This window comes from Mycobacterium sp. NGS34 (genome assembly GCF_059812845.1).
Genome location: NZ_JCALDM010000016.1, coordinates 1 through 17,986 on the forward strand (window position 1 = coordinate 1; position 17,986 = coordinate 17,986).

Sequence of the window (17,986 nt, forward strand, 5' to 3'; positions counted from 1 at the left end):
AACGCCGCGCTCAACGCGGTGTTGTCGGGGGCCTTGACGTTGCCGCCGATCAACTTGTCGCTGCCGGGCTTGCCGTCCTTCACGTTGCCGCCGTTCCCGGGTCTGCCGCCGATCACGTTGCCCAACATCGGCGCGGACATCAACGCGGCGCTCAACGCGGCGCTGAACCTGACACTGCCGGGGCTACCGCCGATCAACCTGTCGCTGCCGGGTCTGCCGAGCTTCACGTTGCCGCCGCTGCCGGGTCTGCCGGCGATCACGCTGCCCAACATTGGGGCGGACATCAACGCCGCGCTCAACGCGGTGTTGTCGGGGGCCTTGACGTTGCCGCCGATCAACTTGTCGCTGCCGGGCCTGCCGTCCTTCACGTTGCCGCCGCTGCCGGGTCTGCCGGCGATCACGCTGCCCAACATCGGGGCCGACATCAACGCCGCCCTGAATGCGGTGTTGTCGGGGGCGTTGACGTTGCCGCCGATCAACCTGTCGCTGCCGGGCTTGCCGAGCTTCACGTTGCCGCCGTTGCCGGGGTTGCCGGCGATCACGCTGCCCAACATTGGGGCGGACATCAGCGCGGCGCTGAATGCGGCGTTGAACTTGACGCTGCCGGGGCTGCCGCCGATCAACCTGTCGCTGCCGGGGTTGCCGAGCTTCACGTTGCCGCCGTTGCCGGGTCTGCCGGCGATCACGTTGCCCAACATTGGGGCCGACATCAACGCCGCCCTCAACGCGGTGTTGTCGGGGGCGCTGGCGCTACCGCCTTTCACCTTCCCGGCCCTGCCTCCGTTCACGCTGCCTAACCTGGGAGCGCTGGGTCTGGGGTTGACCGCGGCGCTGAACGGAATCGGTGGTTCGATTAGCGCGTCGCTGAATGGGTTGGGCGCGTCGCTGAACGCGATGTTGTCGGGAAGCCTGAACCTGGGCACCAACCTCAACGCGTTTATCCAGACCGGTGAGACGCTGGCGGCGAACTTCGCCGGCAACCTCGCAGCGGGCCTCAACACGGCGATCCAGACTGGCGAGAGCCTGGCCGCGAACTTCGCTGCCGCGTTGTCGACGCTGTCCCTTCCCAACCTGGGACTGACCATCAATGGGGCTCTGTCGGCTAACCTCGGTGCCGCTCTGAACGGCCTGCTACAGGCCACCGGATCCCTGACGGGCGGCCTCACCGGCGGCCTCGCGGGCCTGGTCCACGCGGGTGAGACCCTCGGCGGGAGCCTGGCGACAGGCTTGTCCGGGTTGGCCGGCACGGGTAACGCGTTGGCGAATATCTGGGAGAACACCGCGGCCCAGATCGGTGGCGCGCTCTTCGGCGGTTTCGCGGCGACCCTCGGCGTGGGCGCTCCCGGCGTGCTCGGGCTCGGCACCTCCCTGGCGGCCGGCCTGTCCGGTGCGGCCTCCACGTTGGAACAGACCGGCGGCTCGCTCGTCGTGTCCCTCAACACCGCCCTGACCGACCTCGAGCTCTCGCTGCAGGCGGCCATCGACGCCAGCTTGGGCATCGGGATCGCCGCATAGCCCGGTGGCGCCCAGGAGAGTCGTGTAGGCCTCGCCATTCCGAAGCGAAGCGAAGCCTTGCCCGACGCGGCCTCCTGGGCGCACACCGCCCCTCCACCGAGGCGCAGAATGGATTTGCAAACGACTGCATAACCATGCAGAATCGTCGGGATGGCCGACGTATTGAGGGTGGCGGTTGCCGGCGCCACCGGCTACGCAGGCGGGGAAATCCTACGGCTCCTGCTCGGGCACCCGGGCTACGCCGACGGCCGCCTCACCATCGGCGCTCTGACCGCGGCGGCAAGCGCCGGCAGCACACTGGGTGAGCACCATCCGCATCTGACTCCGTTGGCCCACCGCGTGGTCGAGCCGACCGACGAAGGTGTCCTTAAAGACCACGACGCGGTGTTTCTGGCCCTGCCGCACGGCCATTCGGCCGCGCTGGCCGAACGCCTCGATCCGGACACCCTGATCATCGACTGCGGCGCCGACTTCCGGCTCACCGATGCCGCCGCCTGGGAACGGTTCTACGGAACGAGCCACGCCGGCAGCTGGCCGTACGGGCTGCCGGAGCTGCCCGGCGGACGCGACCGGCTGCGCGGCGCCCGCCGCATCGCCGTTCCCGGCTGCTACCCGACGGCGGCCCTGCTTGCCTTGTCGCCAGCGATGGCCGAGGACCTCATCGAGCCGGCGGTCACGGTCGTCGCCGTCAGCGGTACCTCGGGGGCCGGCCGGGCCGCCAAGACCGACCTGCTCGGCTCGGAGGTCATCGGATCGGCGCGGGCCTACAACATCGCCGGCGCGCACCGGCACACCCCCGAAATCGCTCAGGGACTAGGGGCCGTCACCGGCCGCGACGTCACCGTGTCGTTCACCCCGGTGCTGATCCCGACCTCCCGCGGCATCCTGGCCACCTGCACCGCGCGCACCCGAGCGCCACTCTCGCAGCTGCAAGCCGCCTACGAAAAGGCTTACGACTCGGAACCTTTCATCTACCTGATGCCCGACGGGCAGCTGCCCCGCACCGGGTCGGTGATCGGCAGCAACGCCGCGCACCTCGCGGTGGCGGTGGACGAGGCCGCGGAGACGTTCGTGGCGATTGTCGCGATCGACAACCTGGTCAAGGGCACCGGCGGCGCCGCCGTGCAGTCGATGAACCTGGCGCTGGGTTGGCCTGAGACCGAAGGCCTTTCGGTGGTAGGGGTGGCCCCGTGACCTCGACTGCCGCCGAGGCGCGGTTGCTGCGCGAACAGGGTGTCACCGCCCCGGCCGGATTCCGGGCGGCGGGCATCGCCGCCGGGATCAAGGCGTCCGGGGCGCGCGACCTCGCGCTGGTCTTCAACGAAGGGCCCGACTACGCGGCCGCCGGGGTGTTCACCCGCAACAAGGTCAAGGCCGCGCCCGTGCTGTGGAGCCAGCAGGTGCTGGCCACCCGCCAGTTGCGCGCGGTCATCCTCAACTCCGGCGGCGCCAACGCCTGCACGGGTCCCGGCGGCTTCCAGGACACCCACGCCACCGCCGAGGCGGTCGCGGCGGCGCTGTCGGACTGGGGCACCGAGACCGGCGCCATCGAGGTCGCCGTCTGCTCCACGGGGCTGATCGGCGACCGGCTACCGATGGACAAGGTGCTCGCCGGGGTGCGCGAGATCGTGCACGAGATGGCCGGCGGGCTGACCGGCGGCGAGGACGCGGCCCAAGCCATCATGACCACCGACACCGTGCCCAAACAGATTGCGCTGCACCATCCCAACAACTGGACGGTCGGCGGGATGGCCAAGGGCGCGGGCATGCTGGCCCCCTCATTGGCCACCATGCTGTGCGTACTCACCACCGACGCCGCCGTCGAGCCGGAGGCGCTCGACCGGGCGCTGAGGCACGCCACCGCCCGCACCTTCGACCGGCTCGACATCGACGGCTGCTGCTCGACCAACGACACCGTGCTGCTGCTGGCCTCGGGCGCCAGCGAGATCACCCCGTCCCAAGCCGAGCTCGACGACGCGGTGCTGCGGGTCTGCGACGACCTGTGCGCCCAGCTGCAGGCCGACGCCGAGGGCGTCACCAAGCGCGTCACCGTGACCGTGACCGGGGCCGCCTCCGAGGACGACGCGCTGACCGCCGCCCGGGCGATCGCCCGCGACAGCCTGGTCAAGACGGCGGTGTTCGGCTCGGATCCCAACTGGGGCCGGGTGCTCGCGGCCGTCGGCATGGCCCCGATCGTCCTGGACCCGGAACGAATCCGGGTGTCGTTCAACGGGTTCGCGGTATGCATCGACGGGACGGGCGTGCCCGGCGCGCGCGCGGTGGACCTCTCGGGCGCCGACATCGACATCACCGTCGACCTGCGCGTCGGCGACGCCTCGGCCGCCGTCCGGACCACCGACCTCTCGCACGGCTACGTCGAAGAGAACTCGGCCTACAGCTCATGAGCCTCAACATCGACGCGCTGCCCACCGAAGTCAAAGCGCAGGTGCTGGCCGAGGCCCTGCCGTGGCTCAAGCAGTTGCACGGCAAGATCGTCGTCATCAAATACGGCGGCAACGCCATGACCGACGACATCCTGCGCGGCGCCTTCGCGGCCGACATGGCGTTCCTGCGCAACTGCGGCATCCATCCCGTCGTCGTGCACGGCGGCGGGCCGCAAATCACCGCCATGCTGCGCCGGCTCGGCATCGAAGGCGACTTCAAGGGCGGCTTTCGGGTCACCACACCCGAAGTGCTCGACGTGGCGCGGATGGTGTTGTTCGGGCAGGTGGGCCGCGAACTGGTGAACCTGATCAACGCGCACGGACCCTACGCCGTCGGCATCACCGGCGAGGACGCGCAACTGTTCACCGCGGTGCGGCGCAGCGTCACGGTCGACGGCGTGGCCACCGACATCGGGCTGGTGGGCGACGTCGAGCTGGTCAACACCGCAGCCGTGCTGGATCTGATTGCGGCGCGGCGAATTCCGGTGGTCTCGACCCTGGCCCCCGACGCCGAGGGCGTGGTCCACAACATCAACGCCGACACCGCCGCCGCGGCGCTGGCCGAAGCCCTGGGAGCCGAAAAGCTGTTGATGCTCACCGATGTCGAAGGCCTGTACACCAGCTGGCCGGACCGCGAGTCGCTGGTCAGCGAAATCGACACCGTGGCACTGTCGCGGCTGTTGCCCACGCTGGAGACCGGCATGATCCCCAAGGTCGAGGCGTGCCTGCGGGCCGTCACCGGGGGTGTGCCGAGCGCGCACGTCATCGACGGCCGGGTCGAACACTGCGTGCTGGTCGAGCTTTTCACCGACGCGGGCACCGGAACGAAGGTGGTGGCCGCGTGAGTAACAGCGACGCGATGCGGCAGCGGTGGGACGCCGTAATGATGCACAACTACGGCACCCCGCCCGTGGCGCTCGCCAGCGGTGACGGCGCCGTCGTCACCGACGTGGACGGCAAGACCTACGTGGATCTGCTCGGTGGCATCGCCGTCAACGTCCTCGGCCATCGGCACCCGGCCGTCATCGAGGCGGTCACCCACCAGATGGCCACGCTGGGGCACACCTCCAACCTGTACGCCACCGAACCGGGCGTCGCGCTGGCCGAGGAACTGGTCGCGCTGCTGGGGGCCGACGCGCCGGCGCGGGTGTTCTTCTGCAACTCTGGCACCGAGGCCAATGAGGTCGCGTTCAAAATGTCGCGGCTCACCGGTCGCACGAAACTGGTTGCCGCGCAAGAGGCCTTCCACGGCCGCACGATGGGATCCCTGGCGCTGACGGGCCAGCCGAGCAAGCAGGCGCCGTTCGAGCCGCTGCCGGGATACGTCACCCATGTGCCGTACGGCGACGCCGACGCGCTGGCGGCGGCGGTCGGAGACGATACCGCCGCGGTGTTCCTCGAGCCGATCATGGGGGAGAGCGGCGTCGTCGTCCCGCCCGAGGGCTACCTGGCCGCCGCGCGGGACATCACCGCCCGGCACGGCGCCCTGCTGGTCCTCGACGAGGTGCAGACCGGGATGGGCCGCACCGGAGCGTTTTTCGCGCACCAGCACGACGGCATCACCCCCGACATCGTCACCATGGCCAAGGGGCTCGGCGGCGGGCTGCCCATCGGGGCGTGCCTGGCCGTCGGGCCGGCCGCCGAACTGCTCACCCCCGGCCTGCACGGCAGCACCTTCGGCGGCAACCCGATCTGCACCGCGGCGGCGCTGGCGGTGCTGCGGGTGATAGCCGCGGAGGATCTGGTCCGGCACGCCGAGGTGCTGGGCAAATCGGTGCGCCACGGCATCGAGCGGATCGGGCACCCACTGATCGACCACGTGCGCGGACGCGGATTGCTCTGGGGCATCGTGCTTTCGGCGCCGGCGGCCAAGGATGTCGAGGCGGCGGCGCGCGAGGCCGGATTCCTGGTCAACGCGGCGGCCCCCGACGTCATCCGGCTGGCGCCGCCGCTGATCATCACCGAGGCCCAGATCGACGGCTTCATCGCCGCGCTGCCCGGCATCCTGGACGGAGCGACGGCATGACGCGGCACTTCCTGCGTGACGACGACCTGTCACCGGAAGAACAGGCCGAGGTGCTCGAGCTGGCCGCCGAACTGAAGAAGGACCCCTTCGTCCGTCGCCCCCTGGAGGGGCCGCGCGGGGTCGCGGTCATCTTCGACAAGAACTCCACCCGCACCCGGTTCTCGTTCGAAGTGGGCATCGCCCACCTGGGCGGGCACGCCGTCGTCGTCGACGCCCGCAGCACCCAGATGGGGCGCGACGAGACACTGGGCGACACCGCAAAGGTGTTGTCCCGCTATGTCGAAGCCATCGTCTGGCGGACCTTCGGGCAAGACCGGCTCGAGGCGATGGCCGCCAGCTCGACGGTGCCCGTGGTGAACGCGCTGTCCGACGACTTCCACCCGTGCCAGGTCCTGGCCGACCTGCAGACCATCGCCGAACGCAAGGGGTCGCTGAAGGGGTTGCGGCTGTCCTACTTCGGTGACGGCGCCAACAACATGGCGCACTCTCTGATCCTGGGCGGGGTGACCGCCGGCATCCACGTCACCGTCGCCGCTCCCGACGGCTTCGCGCCCGCCCCGGCGCTGGTGGCCGCGGCCGAGCGGCGCGCCGAGGCCACCGGCGCGTCGGTCACCGTGACCGCCGACCCCGACGCCGCCGCCAAGGGCGCCGACGTCGTCGTCACCGACACCTGGACGTCGATGGGGCAGGAAAACGACGGGCTGGACCGGGTCGGGCCGTTTCTGCCTTTCCAGCTCAACGCGCGGCTTGTCGGGCTGGCCGATCCGGAAGTCGTTGTGCTGCACTGCCTTCCGGCCCACCGCGGCGAGGAGATCACCGACGAGGTGATGGACGGGCCGGCCAGCGCGGTGTGGGACGAGGCCGAAAACCGACTACACGCCCAGAAGGCGCTGCTGGCGTGGCTGCTGGAGCGATCCGGATGACCCGCTCGAAGACCACCCCCGAGACCACCACCCGCGCGGGGCGGCAGGCCCGCGTCGTGGCGATCCTGTCGTCCGAATCGATCAGCAGCCAAAGCGAACTGGCGGCCCGGCTGGCCGGCGAGGGCATCGACGTCACCCAGGCCACGCTGTCGCGCGACCTCGAAGAGCTGGGCGCGGTGAAGCTGCGCGGCGCCGACGGCGGCGTCGGCGTCTACATCGTTCCCGAGGACGGCAGCCCCGTGCGCGGGGTATCCGGCGGCACCGACCGGATGTCGCGCCTGCTCGGCGAGTTGCTGGTGTCGACCGACGCGAGCGGCAACCTCGCGGTGCTGCGCACCCCACCGGGGGCGGCCCACTATCTGGCCAGCGCGATCGACCGCGCGGCCCTACCGTACGTAGTCGGCACCGTTGCCGGCGATGACACCATCCTGGTGGTTGCCCGCGAGCCGATGACCGGCGCGGAACTCGCCACGATGCTCGAGCAGATCAAGTAAGGAGACAGATCAATGTCAGAACGCGTCATCCTGGCGTATTCCGGCGGGCTGGACACCTCGGTGGCGATCAGCTGGATCGGCAAGGAGACCGGCCGCGAGGTGGTCGCGGTCGCGATCGACCTCGGCCAGGGCGGCGAGGACATGGAGGTGGTCCGCCAGCGGGCCCTGGATTGCGGCGCCGTGGAGGCCGTCGTCGTCGACGCCCGCGACGAGTTCGCCGAGGGCTATTGCCTGCCGACCGTGCTCAACAATGCGCTCTACATGGACCGCTACCCCCTGGTGTCCGCGATCAGCCGCCCGCTGATCGTCAAGCACCTGGTCGCGGCCGCCCGCGAGCACGGCGGCAGCATCGTCGCGCACGGGTGCACCGGCAAGGGCAACGACCAGGTCCGGTTCGAGGTCGGATTCGGTTCGCTGGCACCGGATTTGGAGGTGCTGGCGCCGGTCCGTGACTACGCCTGGACGCGGGAGAAGGCGATCGCGTTCGCCGAGGAGAACGCCATCCCGATCAACGTCACCAAACGCTCACCGTTCTCGATCGACCAGAACGTCTGGGGCCGGGCGGTGGAAACCGGCTTCCTGGAACACCTTTGGAACGCGCCCACCAAGGACGTGTACTCCTACACCGAAGACCCGACGCTGAACTGGAGCACGCCCGACGAGGTGATCGTCGGGTTCGAACGCGGGGTGCCGGTGTCCATCGACGGCAACCGGGTGTCCATGCTGCAGGCCATCGAGGAACTCAACCGGCGGGCCGGGTCCCAGGGGGTGGGCCGCCTCGACGTCGTCGAGGACCGGCTGGTGGGGATCAAGAGCCGCGAGATCTACGAGGCGCCGGGCGCGATGGTGCTGATCACCGCGCACACCGAACTCGAACACGTGACGCTGGAGCGCGAGCTGGGCCGCTTCAAACGCCACACCGACCAGCGCTGGGCCGAGCTGGTGTACGACGGGCTCTGGTACTCGCCGCTGAAGGAGGCGCTGGAGAGCTTCGTTGCCAAGACCCAGGAGCACGTGACCGGCGAGGTGCGAATGGTGTTGCACGGCGGGCACATCGCGGTCAACGGACGGCGCAGCGCCGAGTCGCTGTACGACTTCAACCTGGCCACCTACGACGAGGGCGACAGCTTCGACCAGTCCGCCGCGAAGGGCTTCGTCTATGTGCACGGGTTGTCGTCGAAGATCGCGTCCCGCCGGGACCGGGCCACGTGACCGCGAGCGACCGTGTCTGCACGACGACACGCCGCAATCTGCGTACCTATGCGGTCGCTCGCGCAGAAGTGAGGGCCATGTGAGCACTCGCGAGGGGTCGCTGTGGGGCGGGCGGTTCGCCGACGGGCCGTCCGACGCGCTGGCCGCGCTGAGCAAGTCCACGCACTTCGACTGGGTGCTGGCGCCCTACGACATCGTCGCGTCGCGCGCGCACACGGTGATCCTGTTCCGCGCGGGGCTGCTCGACGAGGAGCAGCGCGACGGGCTGTTGGCCGGCCTGGACAGCCTGGCCGAGGATGTGGCCGACGGCAGCTTCACGCCGCTGGTGACCGACGAGGACGTGCACGCCGCGCTGGAGCGCGGGCTGATCGATCGGGTCGGGCCCGACCTGGGCGGCCGGTTGCGCGCCGGGCGGTCGCGCAATGACCAGGTGGCCACGCTCTTTCGGATGTGGCTGCGCGACGCGGCCCGACGGGTCGCCGCCGAAACGCTCGAAGTCGTCGCCGCGCTGGCCGCCCAGGCCGCCGCGCACCCGAGCGCCATCATGCCCGGCAAGACCCACCTGCAGTCCGCCCAGCCGATCCTGCTGGCACACCACCTGCTCGCGCACGCCCAGCCGCTCCTGCGCGACGTGGACCGGATCGTCGACTTCGACCGGCGCGCGGCGATCTCCCCGTACGGCTCGGGCGCGCTGGCCGGGTCGTCGCTGGGCCTGGACCCGGACGCGATCGCCGCGGAGCTGGGCTTCGCCGCCGCCGCCGACAACTCCGTCGACGCCACCGCGGCCCGGGATTTCGCGGCCGAGGCCGCGTTCGTCTTCGCCATGATCGCCGTCGACCTGTCCCGGCTGGCCGAGGACATCATCATCTGGAGTTCGACGGAATTCGGCTACGTCACCCTGCACGATTCGTGGTCCACCGGCAGCTCGATCATGCCGCAGAAGAAGAACCCCGACATCGCGGAACTGGCCCGCGGCAAGGCCGGACGGCTGATCGGAAACCTGGCCGGGCTGCTGGCCACGCTGAAGGCGCAGCCGCTGGCCTACAACCGGGACCTCCAGGAGGACAAGGAGCCGGTGTTCGACGCCGTCGCCCAGCTGGAGCTGCTGCTGCCCGCGATGGCCGGGCTGGTGGCCAGCCTGACCTTCGACGTCGAGCGGATGGCGGCCCTGGCGCCGGCTGGCTACACGCTGGCCACCGACATCGCGGAGTGGCTGGTCCGGCAGGGCGTCCCCTTCCGATCCGCGCACGAGGCGGCCGGGGCAGCAGTGCGGACCGCCGAGGGACGCGGCGTCGGGCTCGACGAGCTGACCGACGACGAACTGGCCGCCATCAGCCCCGAGCTGACGCCGGAGGTCCGCGACGTGCTGACCATCGAGGGGTCGGTGGCCTCGCGGGACTCTCACGGCGGCACCGCGCCCACCCGGGTCGCCGAGCAGCTCGATGCCGTGCTGGCGAGCTGCGCCGAACTCAAGGACCGGCTCCGCCGCTAGCCGGATATCATTTGCCCGTTCGACCCGTTTGCCGTTTGGTAAGGGCGCAAGCCGGCTTTATATTGACGCAGCGGTAAATTGCGGGCCCCGGCGAATTGTCCGGCTTTTTTGGCTGCAAATGTCTTCGGCCAGGTGCCCGCGGCGCGGATGTGGTGGTGTTTGGCCGGCGGCGTGCCCGCCTCTACCGCGCCGACTTTGTGTCGGGCAGGCGCCGACGACGCCCGCTAACGCCCCAGGTCCGCGCCGTGTTTCTGCCTAACTTATGAAACCCGGCTAAGCTTTCAGCTCGAAAAGCGATCTGGCTGAACCTATCGGCCTAGTTACACGTCTCCAAAAGGGTGGGACCAATGAGCGTCATTGCAGGTGTCTTCGGCGCCCTGCCGCCTCACCGCTATTCGCAGCGGGAGCTGACCGAGTTCTTTATCAGCATCCCGGAGTTCGCCGAATACGAGGACCTCGTTCGCCAGCTGCACGCCAGCTCCAAAGTCAACGGCCGCCACCTGGTTTTGCCGCTCGAGAAATACCCGACGCTCACCGACTTCAGCGTGGCCAACCGGGTGTTCATCGAGCACGCGGTGGACCTCGGCTGCGAGGCCCTGTCGGGCGCCCTCGAAGAGGCGGGGCTGCAGCCGCAGGACCTCGACGTGCTGATCACCACGACGGTCACCGGGATCGCGGTTCCGTCGCTGGACGCGCGCATCGCCGGGCGGCTCGGCCTACGCCCCGACGTGCGCCGGGTGCCGCTGTTCGGCCTGGGCTGCGTGGCCGGCGCCGCGGGCGTGGCCCGCATGAACGACTACCTGCGGGGGGCGCCGGACGGCGTCGCCGCCCTGGTGTCGGTGGAGCTCTGCTCGATGACCTACCCGGGCTACAAGCCGACGGTGGCCGGCCTGGTCGGCAGCGCCCTGTTCGCCGACGGGGCGGGCTCGGTGGTCGCCGTCGGGGAGCGCCGCGCCGAGCAGATCGGCGCCGCGGGCCCCGACATCGTCGATTCGCGCAGCCACCTCTACCCCGACTCGCTGCGCACGATGGGCTATGACGTCGGCGCCACCGGCTTCGAGCTGGTCCTGTCGAAGGACGTCGCCGGAGTCGTGGAGCAGTACCTGTACGACGACGTGACCGGCTTCCTCGGCGCGCACGGCCTGACCACGACGGACGTGGGCGCCTGGGTCAGCCATCCCGGCGGTCCCAAGGTCATCGAGGCGATCGTCAAGACCCTCGACCTGCCGCCCGAAGCGCTGGAGCTGACCTGGCGTTCGCTCGGCGAGATCGGCAACCTCTCGTCCGCGTCGGTGCTGCACGTGCTGCGCGACACCCTGGCCAAGCCGCCGCCCAGCGACAGCCCCGGGCTGATGATCGCGATGGGTCCCGGATTCTGTTCTGAGCTCGTGCTCCTGCGCTGGCATTGAGTCCACGAGTGGCGCAACCCCTGGCGCCCGCAGTTGACGAGATCCGCAGACGGCACGAGCGGCCGTTGAGAGAATATGGCGATGATCGTCGCGCGGCTTGGCCCCGATTGAGTAACCCGAGAGGCCGGGGCTCATGAACAGCACTCACGAAGAGCTCGTGAGGGCCCTGCGCGCGTCCCTGAAGCAAAACGAGCAGCTCAAGCGGGAAAACCGCGAATACCTGGCCCAGGCCACCGAGCCGGTGGCGATCGTGGGCATGGGGTGCCGGTACCCGGGCGGGGTGGATTCGCCCGAGGGCCTGTGGGCGATGGTGGCCGAGGGCCGCGACGTGGTGTCGGACTTTCCCACCGACCGGGGCTGGGACCTGGCGAACCTCTTCGACGCGGACGCCGACGCGGTCGGCAAGTCGTATTCACGCCAGGGCGGGTTCCTCGCCGACGTGGCCGGTTTCGACGCCGCTTTCTTCGGGATCGCGCCGAGTGAGGCGCTGGCGATGGATCCGCAGCAGCGGTTGCTGCTGGAGATCTCGTGGGAGGCGCTGGAGCGGGCCGGCATCGACCCGCTGGGCTTGCGGGGTTCGGCGACCGGCGTGTTCGCCGGGGTCTTCCACGGTTCGTACGGCGGCGCGGGACGGGTGCCGGGAGACCTGGAGCGCTACGGGATGCGCGGGACGACGCTGAGCATCGCGTCGGGCCGGGTGGCGTACGCGCTGGGGCTCGAGGGCCCGGCGGTGTCGGTGGACACAGCGTGCTCGTCGTCGTTGGTGGCGATGCACCTGGCGGCGCGGTCGCTGCGGTCGGGGGAGTGCGACCTCGCGCTGGCCGGCGGCGTGACGGTGATGGCCACCCCGGCGATGTTCGTCGACTTCAGCCGGCAGCGGGCGCTGTCGGTCGACGGCCGGTGCAAGGCGTACGCGGGTGCCGCCGACGGGACAGGGTTTTCCGAGGGCGCCGGGATGCTGGTGCTGGAGCGGCTGAGCGATGCGCGGCGGCTGGGGCATCCGGTGTTGGCGGTGCTGCGGGGCTCGGCGGTCAACCAGGACGGCGCCTCCAACGGGCTGGCGACACCGAACGGGCCGTCGCAGCAGCGGGTGATCCGTGCGGCGCTGGCCAGCGCGCGCCTCGAGGCTGCCGACGTGGACGTCGTGGAGGGACACGGCACCGGCACCATGCTCGGGGATCCGATTGAGGCCCAAGCGATCTTGGCAACCTACGGCCAGGGCCGCACCGAGCCGCTGTGGTTGGGGTCGATCAAGTCGAACATGGGTCACACGTCCGCGGGCGCGGGTGCGGCCGGGGTGATCAAGATGGTGCAGGCGATGCGCCACGGGGTGATGCCCAAGACGCTGCACGTGGATGAGCCCACGCCGCATGTCGATTGGTCGGCGGGAGCGGTGTCGTTGTTGACCGAGCCGCGGCCCTGGCCCGCGGGGGATCGTCCGCGCCGCGCCGCGGTGTCCTCGTTCGGGATCAGCGGGACCAACGCGCACGTCATCGTCGAGGAAGTGCCCGCCGAGGCGGAACCCGTTGCGGCCCAACGCGATCAGCCGCCGTCCGTGCCGTGGGTGGTGTCGGGCCGCTCCGAGCGGGCGCTGGCCGACCAGGCGGCCCGGCTAGCGGCGTGGGTGGGCGCCCGCGAGGGGTTGAGCGCCGCCGACGTCGGGTGGTCGCTGGCCAACAGCCGCTCGACGTTCGAGCATCGGGCGGTGGTGGTGGGTCCCGACCGCGAGACACTGCTGGCGGGCCTGGCCGGGGTGGCTTCCGGTTCGCCCGGCGCGGGTGTGGTGACGGGCCGGACCCGGGCCGCGGGCAAGACGGCGTTCGTGTTCCCCGGACAAGGGTCGCAGTGGGCCGGCATGGCGACCCAATTGCTCGACGAGTCAACGGTGTTCGCCGACCAGATGCGCCGCTGCGACAAGGCGCTCGGCGAGCATGTGCAGTGGTCGTTGATCGACGTCGTCCGCGCGGCGCCGGGCGCGCCGGGGCTGGATCGGGTGGACGTGGTGCAGCCGGCGCTGTGGGCGGTCATGGTGTCGCTGGCCGAGTTGTGGCGATCGGTGGGCGTCACGCCCGACGCGGTGATCGGCCACTCGCAGGGCGAGATCGCCGCGGCGTACGTGGCCGGGGCGCTGTCGCTGGAGGACGCGGCGCGGGTGGTGGCGCTGCGAAGCCGGCTCCTGCTGCAGTTGTCGGGCGAGGGAGGCATGGCCTCGCTGGCGTGCGGCCTGCCGCAGGCGCGGGAACTGACGGCGCACTGGGGTGATCGGTTGAATGTCGCTGCGGTTAACGGCGTTTCGGCGGTCGTCGTATCCGGTGACGTCGAGGCGCTGGACGGGCTGATCGGGCGCTGCGAAGCCGACAACGTCCGGGCCCGCCGGATCGACGTCGACTACGCCTCGCACTCGACGCAGGTGGACGCGATCCGCGAACCCCTGACCCAGGCGCTGGCCGACATCGAGCCCCACTCGTCGTCGACCGCGTTCTACTCGACCGTCACCGGTGAGCTGATGGACACCGCGGGCTTGGACGCCGAGTACTGGTTCCGAAACATCCGCGAGACGGTCGAATTCGAGCGAGCGGTGCGCGACGCGCGCGACGCCGGATACCGGACGTTCATCGAGTGCAGCCCGCACCCGGTGCTGATCGCCGCTATCGAAGAGACCGTCGCTTCCGCGGAAGACGTGACCGTCGTCCCGTCACTGGGCCGCGACGACGGCGGACTGGACCGGTTCTGGCTGTCGGCGGGCCAGGCACACGTCACCGGGGCGGAGGTGGATTGGCGGGCCGCGTTCGCCGGGGGCGACGTTCGGAACGTGGAGCTGCCGACGTATGCGTTTCAGCGGCAGCGGTTTTGGTTGCCGGCCCAGTTCATGGGCTCGGGCGATACCGGCCGGTTGGGCCTGGCCGCGGCCGACCACGGCCTGTTGGGTGCGGTGGTGGAACGGCCCGACTCCGGCGGGGTGGTGCTGACCGGCCGGCTTTCCGTTGCCGCCCACCCGTGGCTGGCGGATCACGGGGTCACCGGGGTGACGCTGTTCCCGGGGACCGGGTTCGTGGAATTGGCCGCCCGGGCCGGCGACGAGGTCGGCTGCCCGGCGATCGAGGAGCTGACCCTGTCCGCTCCGTTGGTGCTGCCCGCGGCCGGTTCCGTGCATATTCAGGTGGTCGTCGGCGCCGCGGATGCCGCGGGTTCGCGGCCGGTGGCGGTGTATTCGTCGGGCGCGCAGCCGGATTCGGGGTGGGCGCTAAATGCCGAGGGCAGGTTGGGCGCCCGCGCGTCCGCACCCGACGCGGATCTGTCGACCTGGCCGCCGGCCGGCGCCGAGGCGGTCGACGTGGGCGACGCCTACGCGCGCCTGGCGGCGCGGGGCTACGAGTACGGTCCCGCCTTTCGGGGATTGCGGGCCATGTGGCGCCGCGACGATGAGATCTTCGCCGAGGTCGCGGTCGCGCCGGAGGCCGGCGTCACGGTCGACGGGTTCGGGATCCATCCGGTGCTGCTGGACGCCGCGCTGCACGCGCTGGGCCTGGCCGATGCGGACGCCCCGACGGTGTTGCCGTTTGCCTGGCAGCGGGTGAGTCTGCACGCGGCGGGCGCATCGAAGGCGCGGGTCCGGATCGCGGCGCTCGGCGGCGGGGCGGTGTCCATCGAGCTGGCGGATGCGATGGGGCTTCCGGTGCTGTCGGTTCGACGGCTCGACCTGCGGCCGGTCTCGGCCGCCCAGCTGTCGGCCGCGGCGGCCCCGGCAGCCGGTCGGCTGCTCGAGGTCACCTGGTCCCCGATGCCGTTGAGCGAGAACGAGGTTGGCGACGGCGTGGTGGTGTGGGAGCCGGGCGCGGGCGCGGACGTGGTGCGGGCCGCGCATGACGCCGTCCACGAGGCGTTGGGCGTGTTGCAGTCCTGGCTGGCCGGCGACGGGCGCGGGGTGTTGGTTGTGCTCACCCGCGGCGCCGTCGCGTTGCCGGGGGAGGACGTCGCGGACCTGGCCGGGGCGGCTGTGTGGGGGCTGGTCCGGTCGGCGCAGGCCGAGCATCCCGACCGGGTGGTGCTGGTCGATTCGGACGGGTCGCTGGACACGAGCGCGGTAATCGGTTGCGGGGAACCGCAAGTGGTGATCCGCGCCGGGGTGGCGTACGCCGCCCGGCTGACCGCGGTGCCGCCCGACGCGGCCTTGGCGCTGCCCCCGGGCAACTGGCGGCTGGACACCGGCGGCGGCGGGACGCTGGAGGACCTGGTGGTGCGCCCGAGCCCGCCGGTGGAACTGGCCGCCGGACAGGTGCGCGTGGCGGTGGCCCTGGTCGGGGTGAACTTCCGGGATGTGTTGGTGGCGTTGGGAATGTACCCCGGCGGTGGCCAGTTGGGTGCCGAGGGCGTCGGGGTGATCACCGAAGTCGGCCCGGGTGTGTCGGGGCCGGCGGTCGGCGACCGGGTGATGGGTCTGCTGGGGATCGTCGGCTCGGAAGCGGTCGTCGACGCGCGGCTGGTGACCGCGGTCCCGGCGGGGTGGTCCACGCTGGACGCCGCGGGCGTGCCGGTGGTGTTCTTGACGGCGCTGTACGGGCTGTCGGTGTTGGCGGGGCTGCGGGCCGGCCAGCGGGTGCTGATCCACGCCGCGACGGGCGGGGTCGGCATGGCCGCGGTGCAGCTGGCCCGGCATTGGGGGGCCGAGGTGTTCGCCACCGCCAGCCAGGGTAAGTGGGAAACGCTGCGCGCGATGGGTTTCGACGACGACCACATCGGGGACTCGCGCACGCCCTCGTTCGAGCAGAAGTTTCTCGCCGCCACCGGCGGCCGCGGCGTGGACGTAGTGCTGAACTCGCTGGCCGGTGAGTTCATCGACGCGTCGCTGCGGTTGCTGGTCGGCGGCGGGCACTTCGTCGAGATGGGCAAGACCGACCTGCGCGACCCGGACGCGATCGCCGCTCAGCATCCCGGCGTGCGGTACCAGGCCTTCGACCTGACCGAGGTCAGCCCCGATCGCATCGCGGCCATGCTGGCCGAGCTGACCGGTTTGCTCAAACAGGGCGTCCTGAAGCCGCTGCCGACAAGGGCTTTCGACGTGCGCCGCGCCGCCGAGGCGTACCGGTTCGTCAGTCAGGCCCGCCACATCGGCAAGGTCGTGCTGACGACGCTGTCTTCGGGACTGGCCGGCGGCACCGTGCTGATCACCGGCGGAACCGGGATGGCCGGTTCGGCGCTGGCGCGTCACCTCGTCGACGAATACGGGGTGGCCCACGTCGTGCTGGTCAGCCGGAGCGGTGGCGACGAACGGACCGCCGAGCTGGTGGCCGAATTGCGATCGGCCGGCGCCGCGGTCTCGGTGGTGGCCTGCGACGTGGCCGACCGGGACGCGGTGGCCGCACTGTTGGACCGGGTGCCCGCGGAGCATCCGTTGCGCGGGGTGTTCCACGCCGCGGGGGCGCTGGACGACGGGCTGATCGCGTCGTTGACGCCCGAGCGCGTCGATGCGGTGCTGCGCGCCAAGGTCGACGGGGCCTGGAACCTGCATGACCTGACCGCGGGCCTGGATTTGTCGGCGTTCGTGCTGTTTTCGTCGATGGCGGGGATTGTCGGCACCCCGGGTCAGGGCAATTACGCGGCGGCCAACAGCTTCCTGGACGCGCTGGCCGCCCATCGCCGCGCCCGCGGGTTGCCCGGATTGTCGGTGGCCTGGGGCCTGTGGGAAGAGGCCTCGGCGATGACCGCGCACCTGGGTGACGCGGACAAGGACCGGATGAGCAGGCTCGGCCTCGCGCCGCTGTCTACCATCGACGCCCTCCAGCGCCTCGACGCCGCCATGCTGGGCGAGCGGCCCGTCGTGGTGGCCACGTGCCTGGATCGAATCGCGCTGTCCGACAACGCCGCCGCGTTGCCCCCGCTGCTGCACGGCCTGGCCACCCGTCCCGCGCGCCGCGTCATCGACGACACCGCCGTGACCGCCTCGACGACCGGGCTGACCGCGCGGCTGCAAGAATTGACGCCGGACCAGCGGCACCGCGAACTCGTCGAGCTGGTGCGCAGCAACGCCGCCACCGTGTTGGGGCGCACCACCGCCGCGGACATCAACGCCGAACGGGCGTTCCAGGAGCTGGGCTTCGACTCCCTGACCGCCGTCGAACTGCGCAACCGGCTGAAAACCGCCACCGGGCTGGCCCTCTCACCCACGATCATCTTCGACCATCCCACGCCCAGCGCCCTGGGCGAATACCTCGACACCCGCCTGGCCGCCGGGACTAAGAAGCCCAACCCGGCGGCCCGCGCCAACGACATCGCCGCGGAGCTGCAAGCGCTGCTGAACCGCACCGACTGGAACCGGGAAGACCGGACACGCCTGGCCATCCGGCTGCAAAACCTCCTGACCTCCCTCACCGACACTGGCCTCGACGACGCCGACGACGAGGACATCCACGCCGCGACCGAAAGCCAACTCTTCGCCATCCTCGACGAAGAGCTGGGCTCGTAACTTAAGGA

Annotated in this window: 10 protein-coding genes and 1 pseudogene; all 11 read left to right on the forward strand. The window is 70.8% G+C overall.

Going from position 1 to position 17,986, the window contains the following annotated elements; all coding sequences use genetic code 11:
* On the forward strand, nucleotides 1-1,515 hold a 1,515-nt coding region (locus AC5Y7V_RS26760; protein WP_499883069.1), incomplete at its 5' end, for a hypothetical protein.
* 134 nt (nucleotides 1,516-1,649) lie between these two features.
* A pseudogene (argC, locus tag AC5Y7V_RS26765) lies at nucleotides 1,650-2,709 on the forward strand (N-acetyl-gamma-glutamyl-phosphate reductase).
* Nucleotides 2,706-3,920: a bifunctional glutamate N-acetyltransferase/amino-acid acetyltransferase ArgJ gene (gene argJ, locus AC5Y7V_RS26770; protein ID WP_499883070.1), complete on the forward strand. Its 1,215-nt coding sequence runs from the start codon at nucleotides 2,706-2,708 to the stop codon at nucleotides 3,918-3,920. Before argC ends, argJ begins: the two are co-directional and overlap by 4 nt.
* A complete protein-coding gene (gene argB, locus AC5Y7V_RS26775; protein ID WP_499883071.1) occupies nucleotides 3,917-4,804 on the forward strand; it encodes an acetylglutamate kinase in 888 nt (295 codons plus the stop codon). Before argJ ends, argB begins: the two co-directional genes overlap by 4 nt.
* A 14-nt stretch (nucleotides 4,805-4,818) precedes the next feature.
* A complete protein-coding gene (locus tag AC5Y7V_RS26780; RefSeq protein WP_499883163.1) occupies nucleotides 4,819-5,985 on the forward strand; it encodes an acetylornithine transaminase in 1,167 nt (388 codons plus the stop codon).
* The gene (gene argF / locus AC5Y7V_RS26785) at nucleotides 5,982-6,908 is read left to right on the forward strand and encodes an ornithine carbamoyltransferase (protein ID WP_499883072.1); all 927 of its coding nucleotides are present in this window, start codon (nucleotides 5,982-5,984) and stop codon (nucleotides 6,906-6,908) included. Before AC5Y7V_RS26780 ends, argF begins: the two co-directional genes overlap by 4 nt.
* On the forward strand, nucleotides 6,905-7,402 hold the full coding sequence (locus tag AC5Y7V_RS26790) for an arginine repressor (RefSeq protein WP_499883164.1): 498 nt from the start codon (nucleotides 6,905-6,907) through the stop codon (nucleotides 7,400-7,402). Before argF ends, AC5Y7V_RS26790 begins: the two co-directional genes overlap by 4 nt.
* A gap of 12 nt (nucleotides 7,403-7,414) precedes the next feature.
* Complete coding sequence (locus tag AC5Y7V_RS26795) at nucleotides 7,415-8,614, forward strand: argininosuccinate synthase (RefSeq protein ID WP_499883073.1); 1,200 nt, start codon at nucleotides 7,415-7,417, stop codon at nucleotides 8,612-8,614.
* 79 nt (nucleotides 8,615-8,693) lie between these two features.
* Nucleotides 8,694-10,106: an argininosuccinate lyase gene (argH, locus tag AC5Y7V_RS26800; RefSeq protein WP_499883074.1), complete on the forward strand. Its 1,413-nt coding sequence runs from the start codon at nucleotides 8,694-8,696 to the stop codon at nucleotides 10,104-10,106.
* Between the two features lie 347 nt (nucleotides 10,107-10,453).
* Nucleotides 10,454-11,515, forward strand: a complete 1,062-nt coding sequence (locus AC5Y7V_RS26805) for a type III polyketide synthase (protein ID WP_499883075.1) — start codon at nucleotides 10,454-10,456, stop codon at nucleotides 11,513-11,515.
* A 133-nt stretch (nucleotides 11,516-11,648) separates the two neighbouring features.
* On the forward strand, nucleotides 11,649-17,978 hold the full coding sequence (locus AC5Y7V_RS26810; RefSeq protein WP_499883076.1) for an SDR family NAD(P)-dependent oxidoreductase: 6,330 nt from the start codon (nucleotides 11,649-11,651) through the stop codon (nucleotides 17,976-17,978).
* Nucleotides 17,979-17,986: the final 8 nt, after the last annotated feature.

Coding starts and splice junctions, on each gene's coding strand:
- AC5Y7V_RS26795 (WP_499883073.1), top strand. CDS start 7,415: ATGTCAGAACGCGTCATCCTGGCGTATTCCGGCGGGCTGGACACCTCG.
- AC5Y7V_RS26780 (WP_499883163.1), top strand. CDS start 4,819: ATGCGGCAGCGGTGGGACGCCGTAATGATGCACAACTACGGCACCCCG.
- argF (WP_499883072.1), top strand. CDS start 5,982: ATGACGCGGCACTTCCTGCGTGACGACGACCTGTCACCGGAAGAACAG.
- AC5Y7V_RS26805 (WP_499883075.1), top strand. CDS start 10,454: ATGAGCGTCATTGCAGGTGTCTTCGGCGCCCTGCCGCCTCACCGCTAT.
- AC5Y7V_RS26810 (WP_499883076.1), top strand. CDS start 11,649: ATGAACAGCACTCACGAAGAGCTCGTGAGGGCCCTGCGCGCGTCCCTG.
- AC5Y7V_RS26790 (WP_499883164.1), top strand. CDS start 6,905: ATGACCCGCTCGAAGACCACCCCCGAGACCACCACCCGCGCGGGGCGG.
- argB (WP_499883071.1), top strand. CDS start 3,917: ATGAGCCTCAACATCGACGCGCTGCCCACCGAAGTCAAAGCGCAGGTG.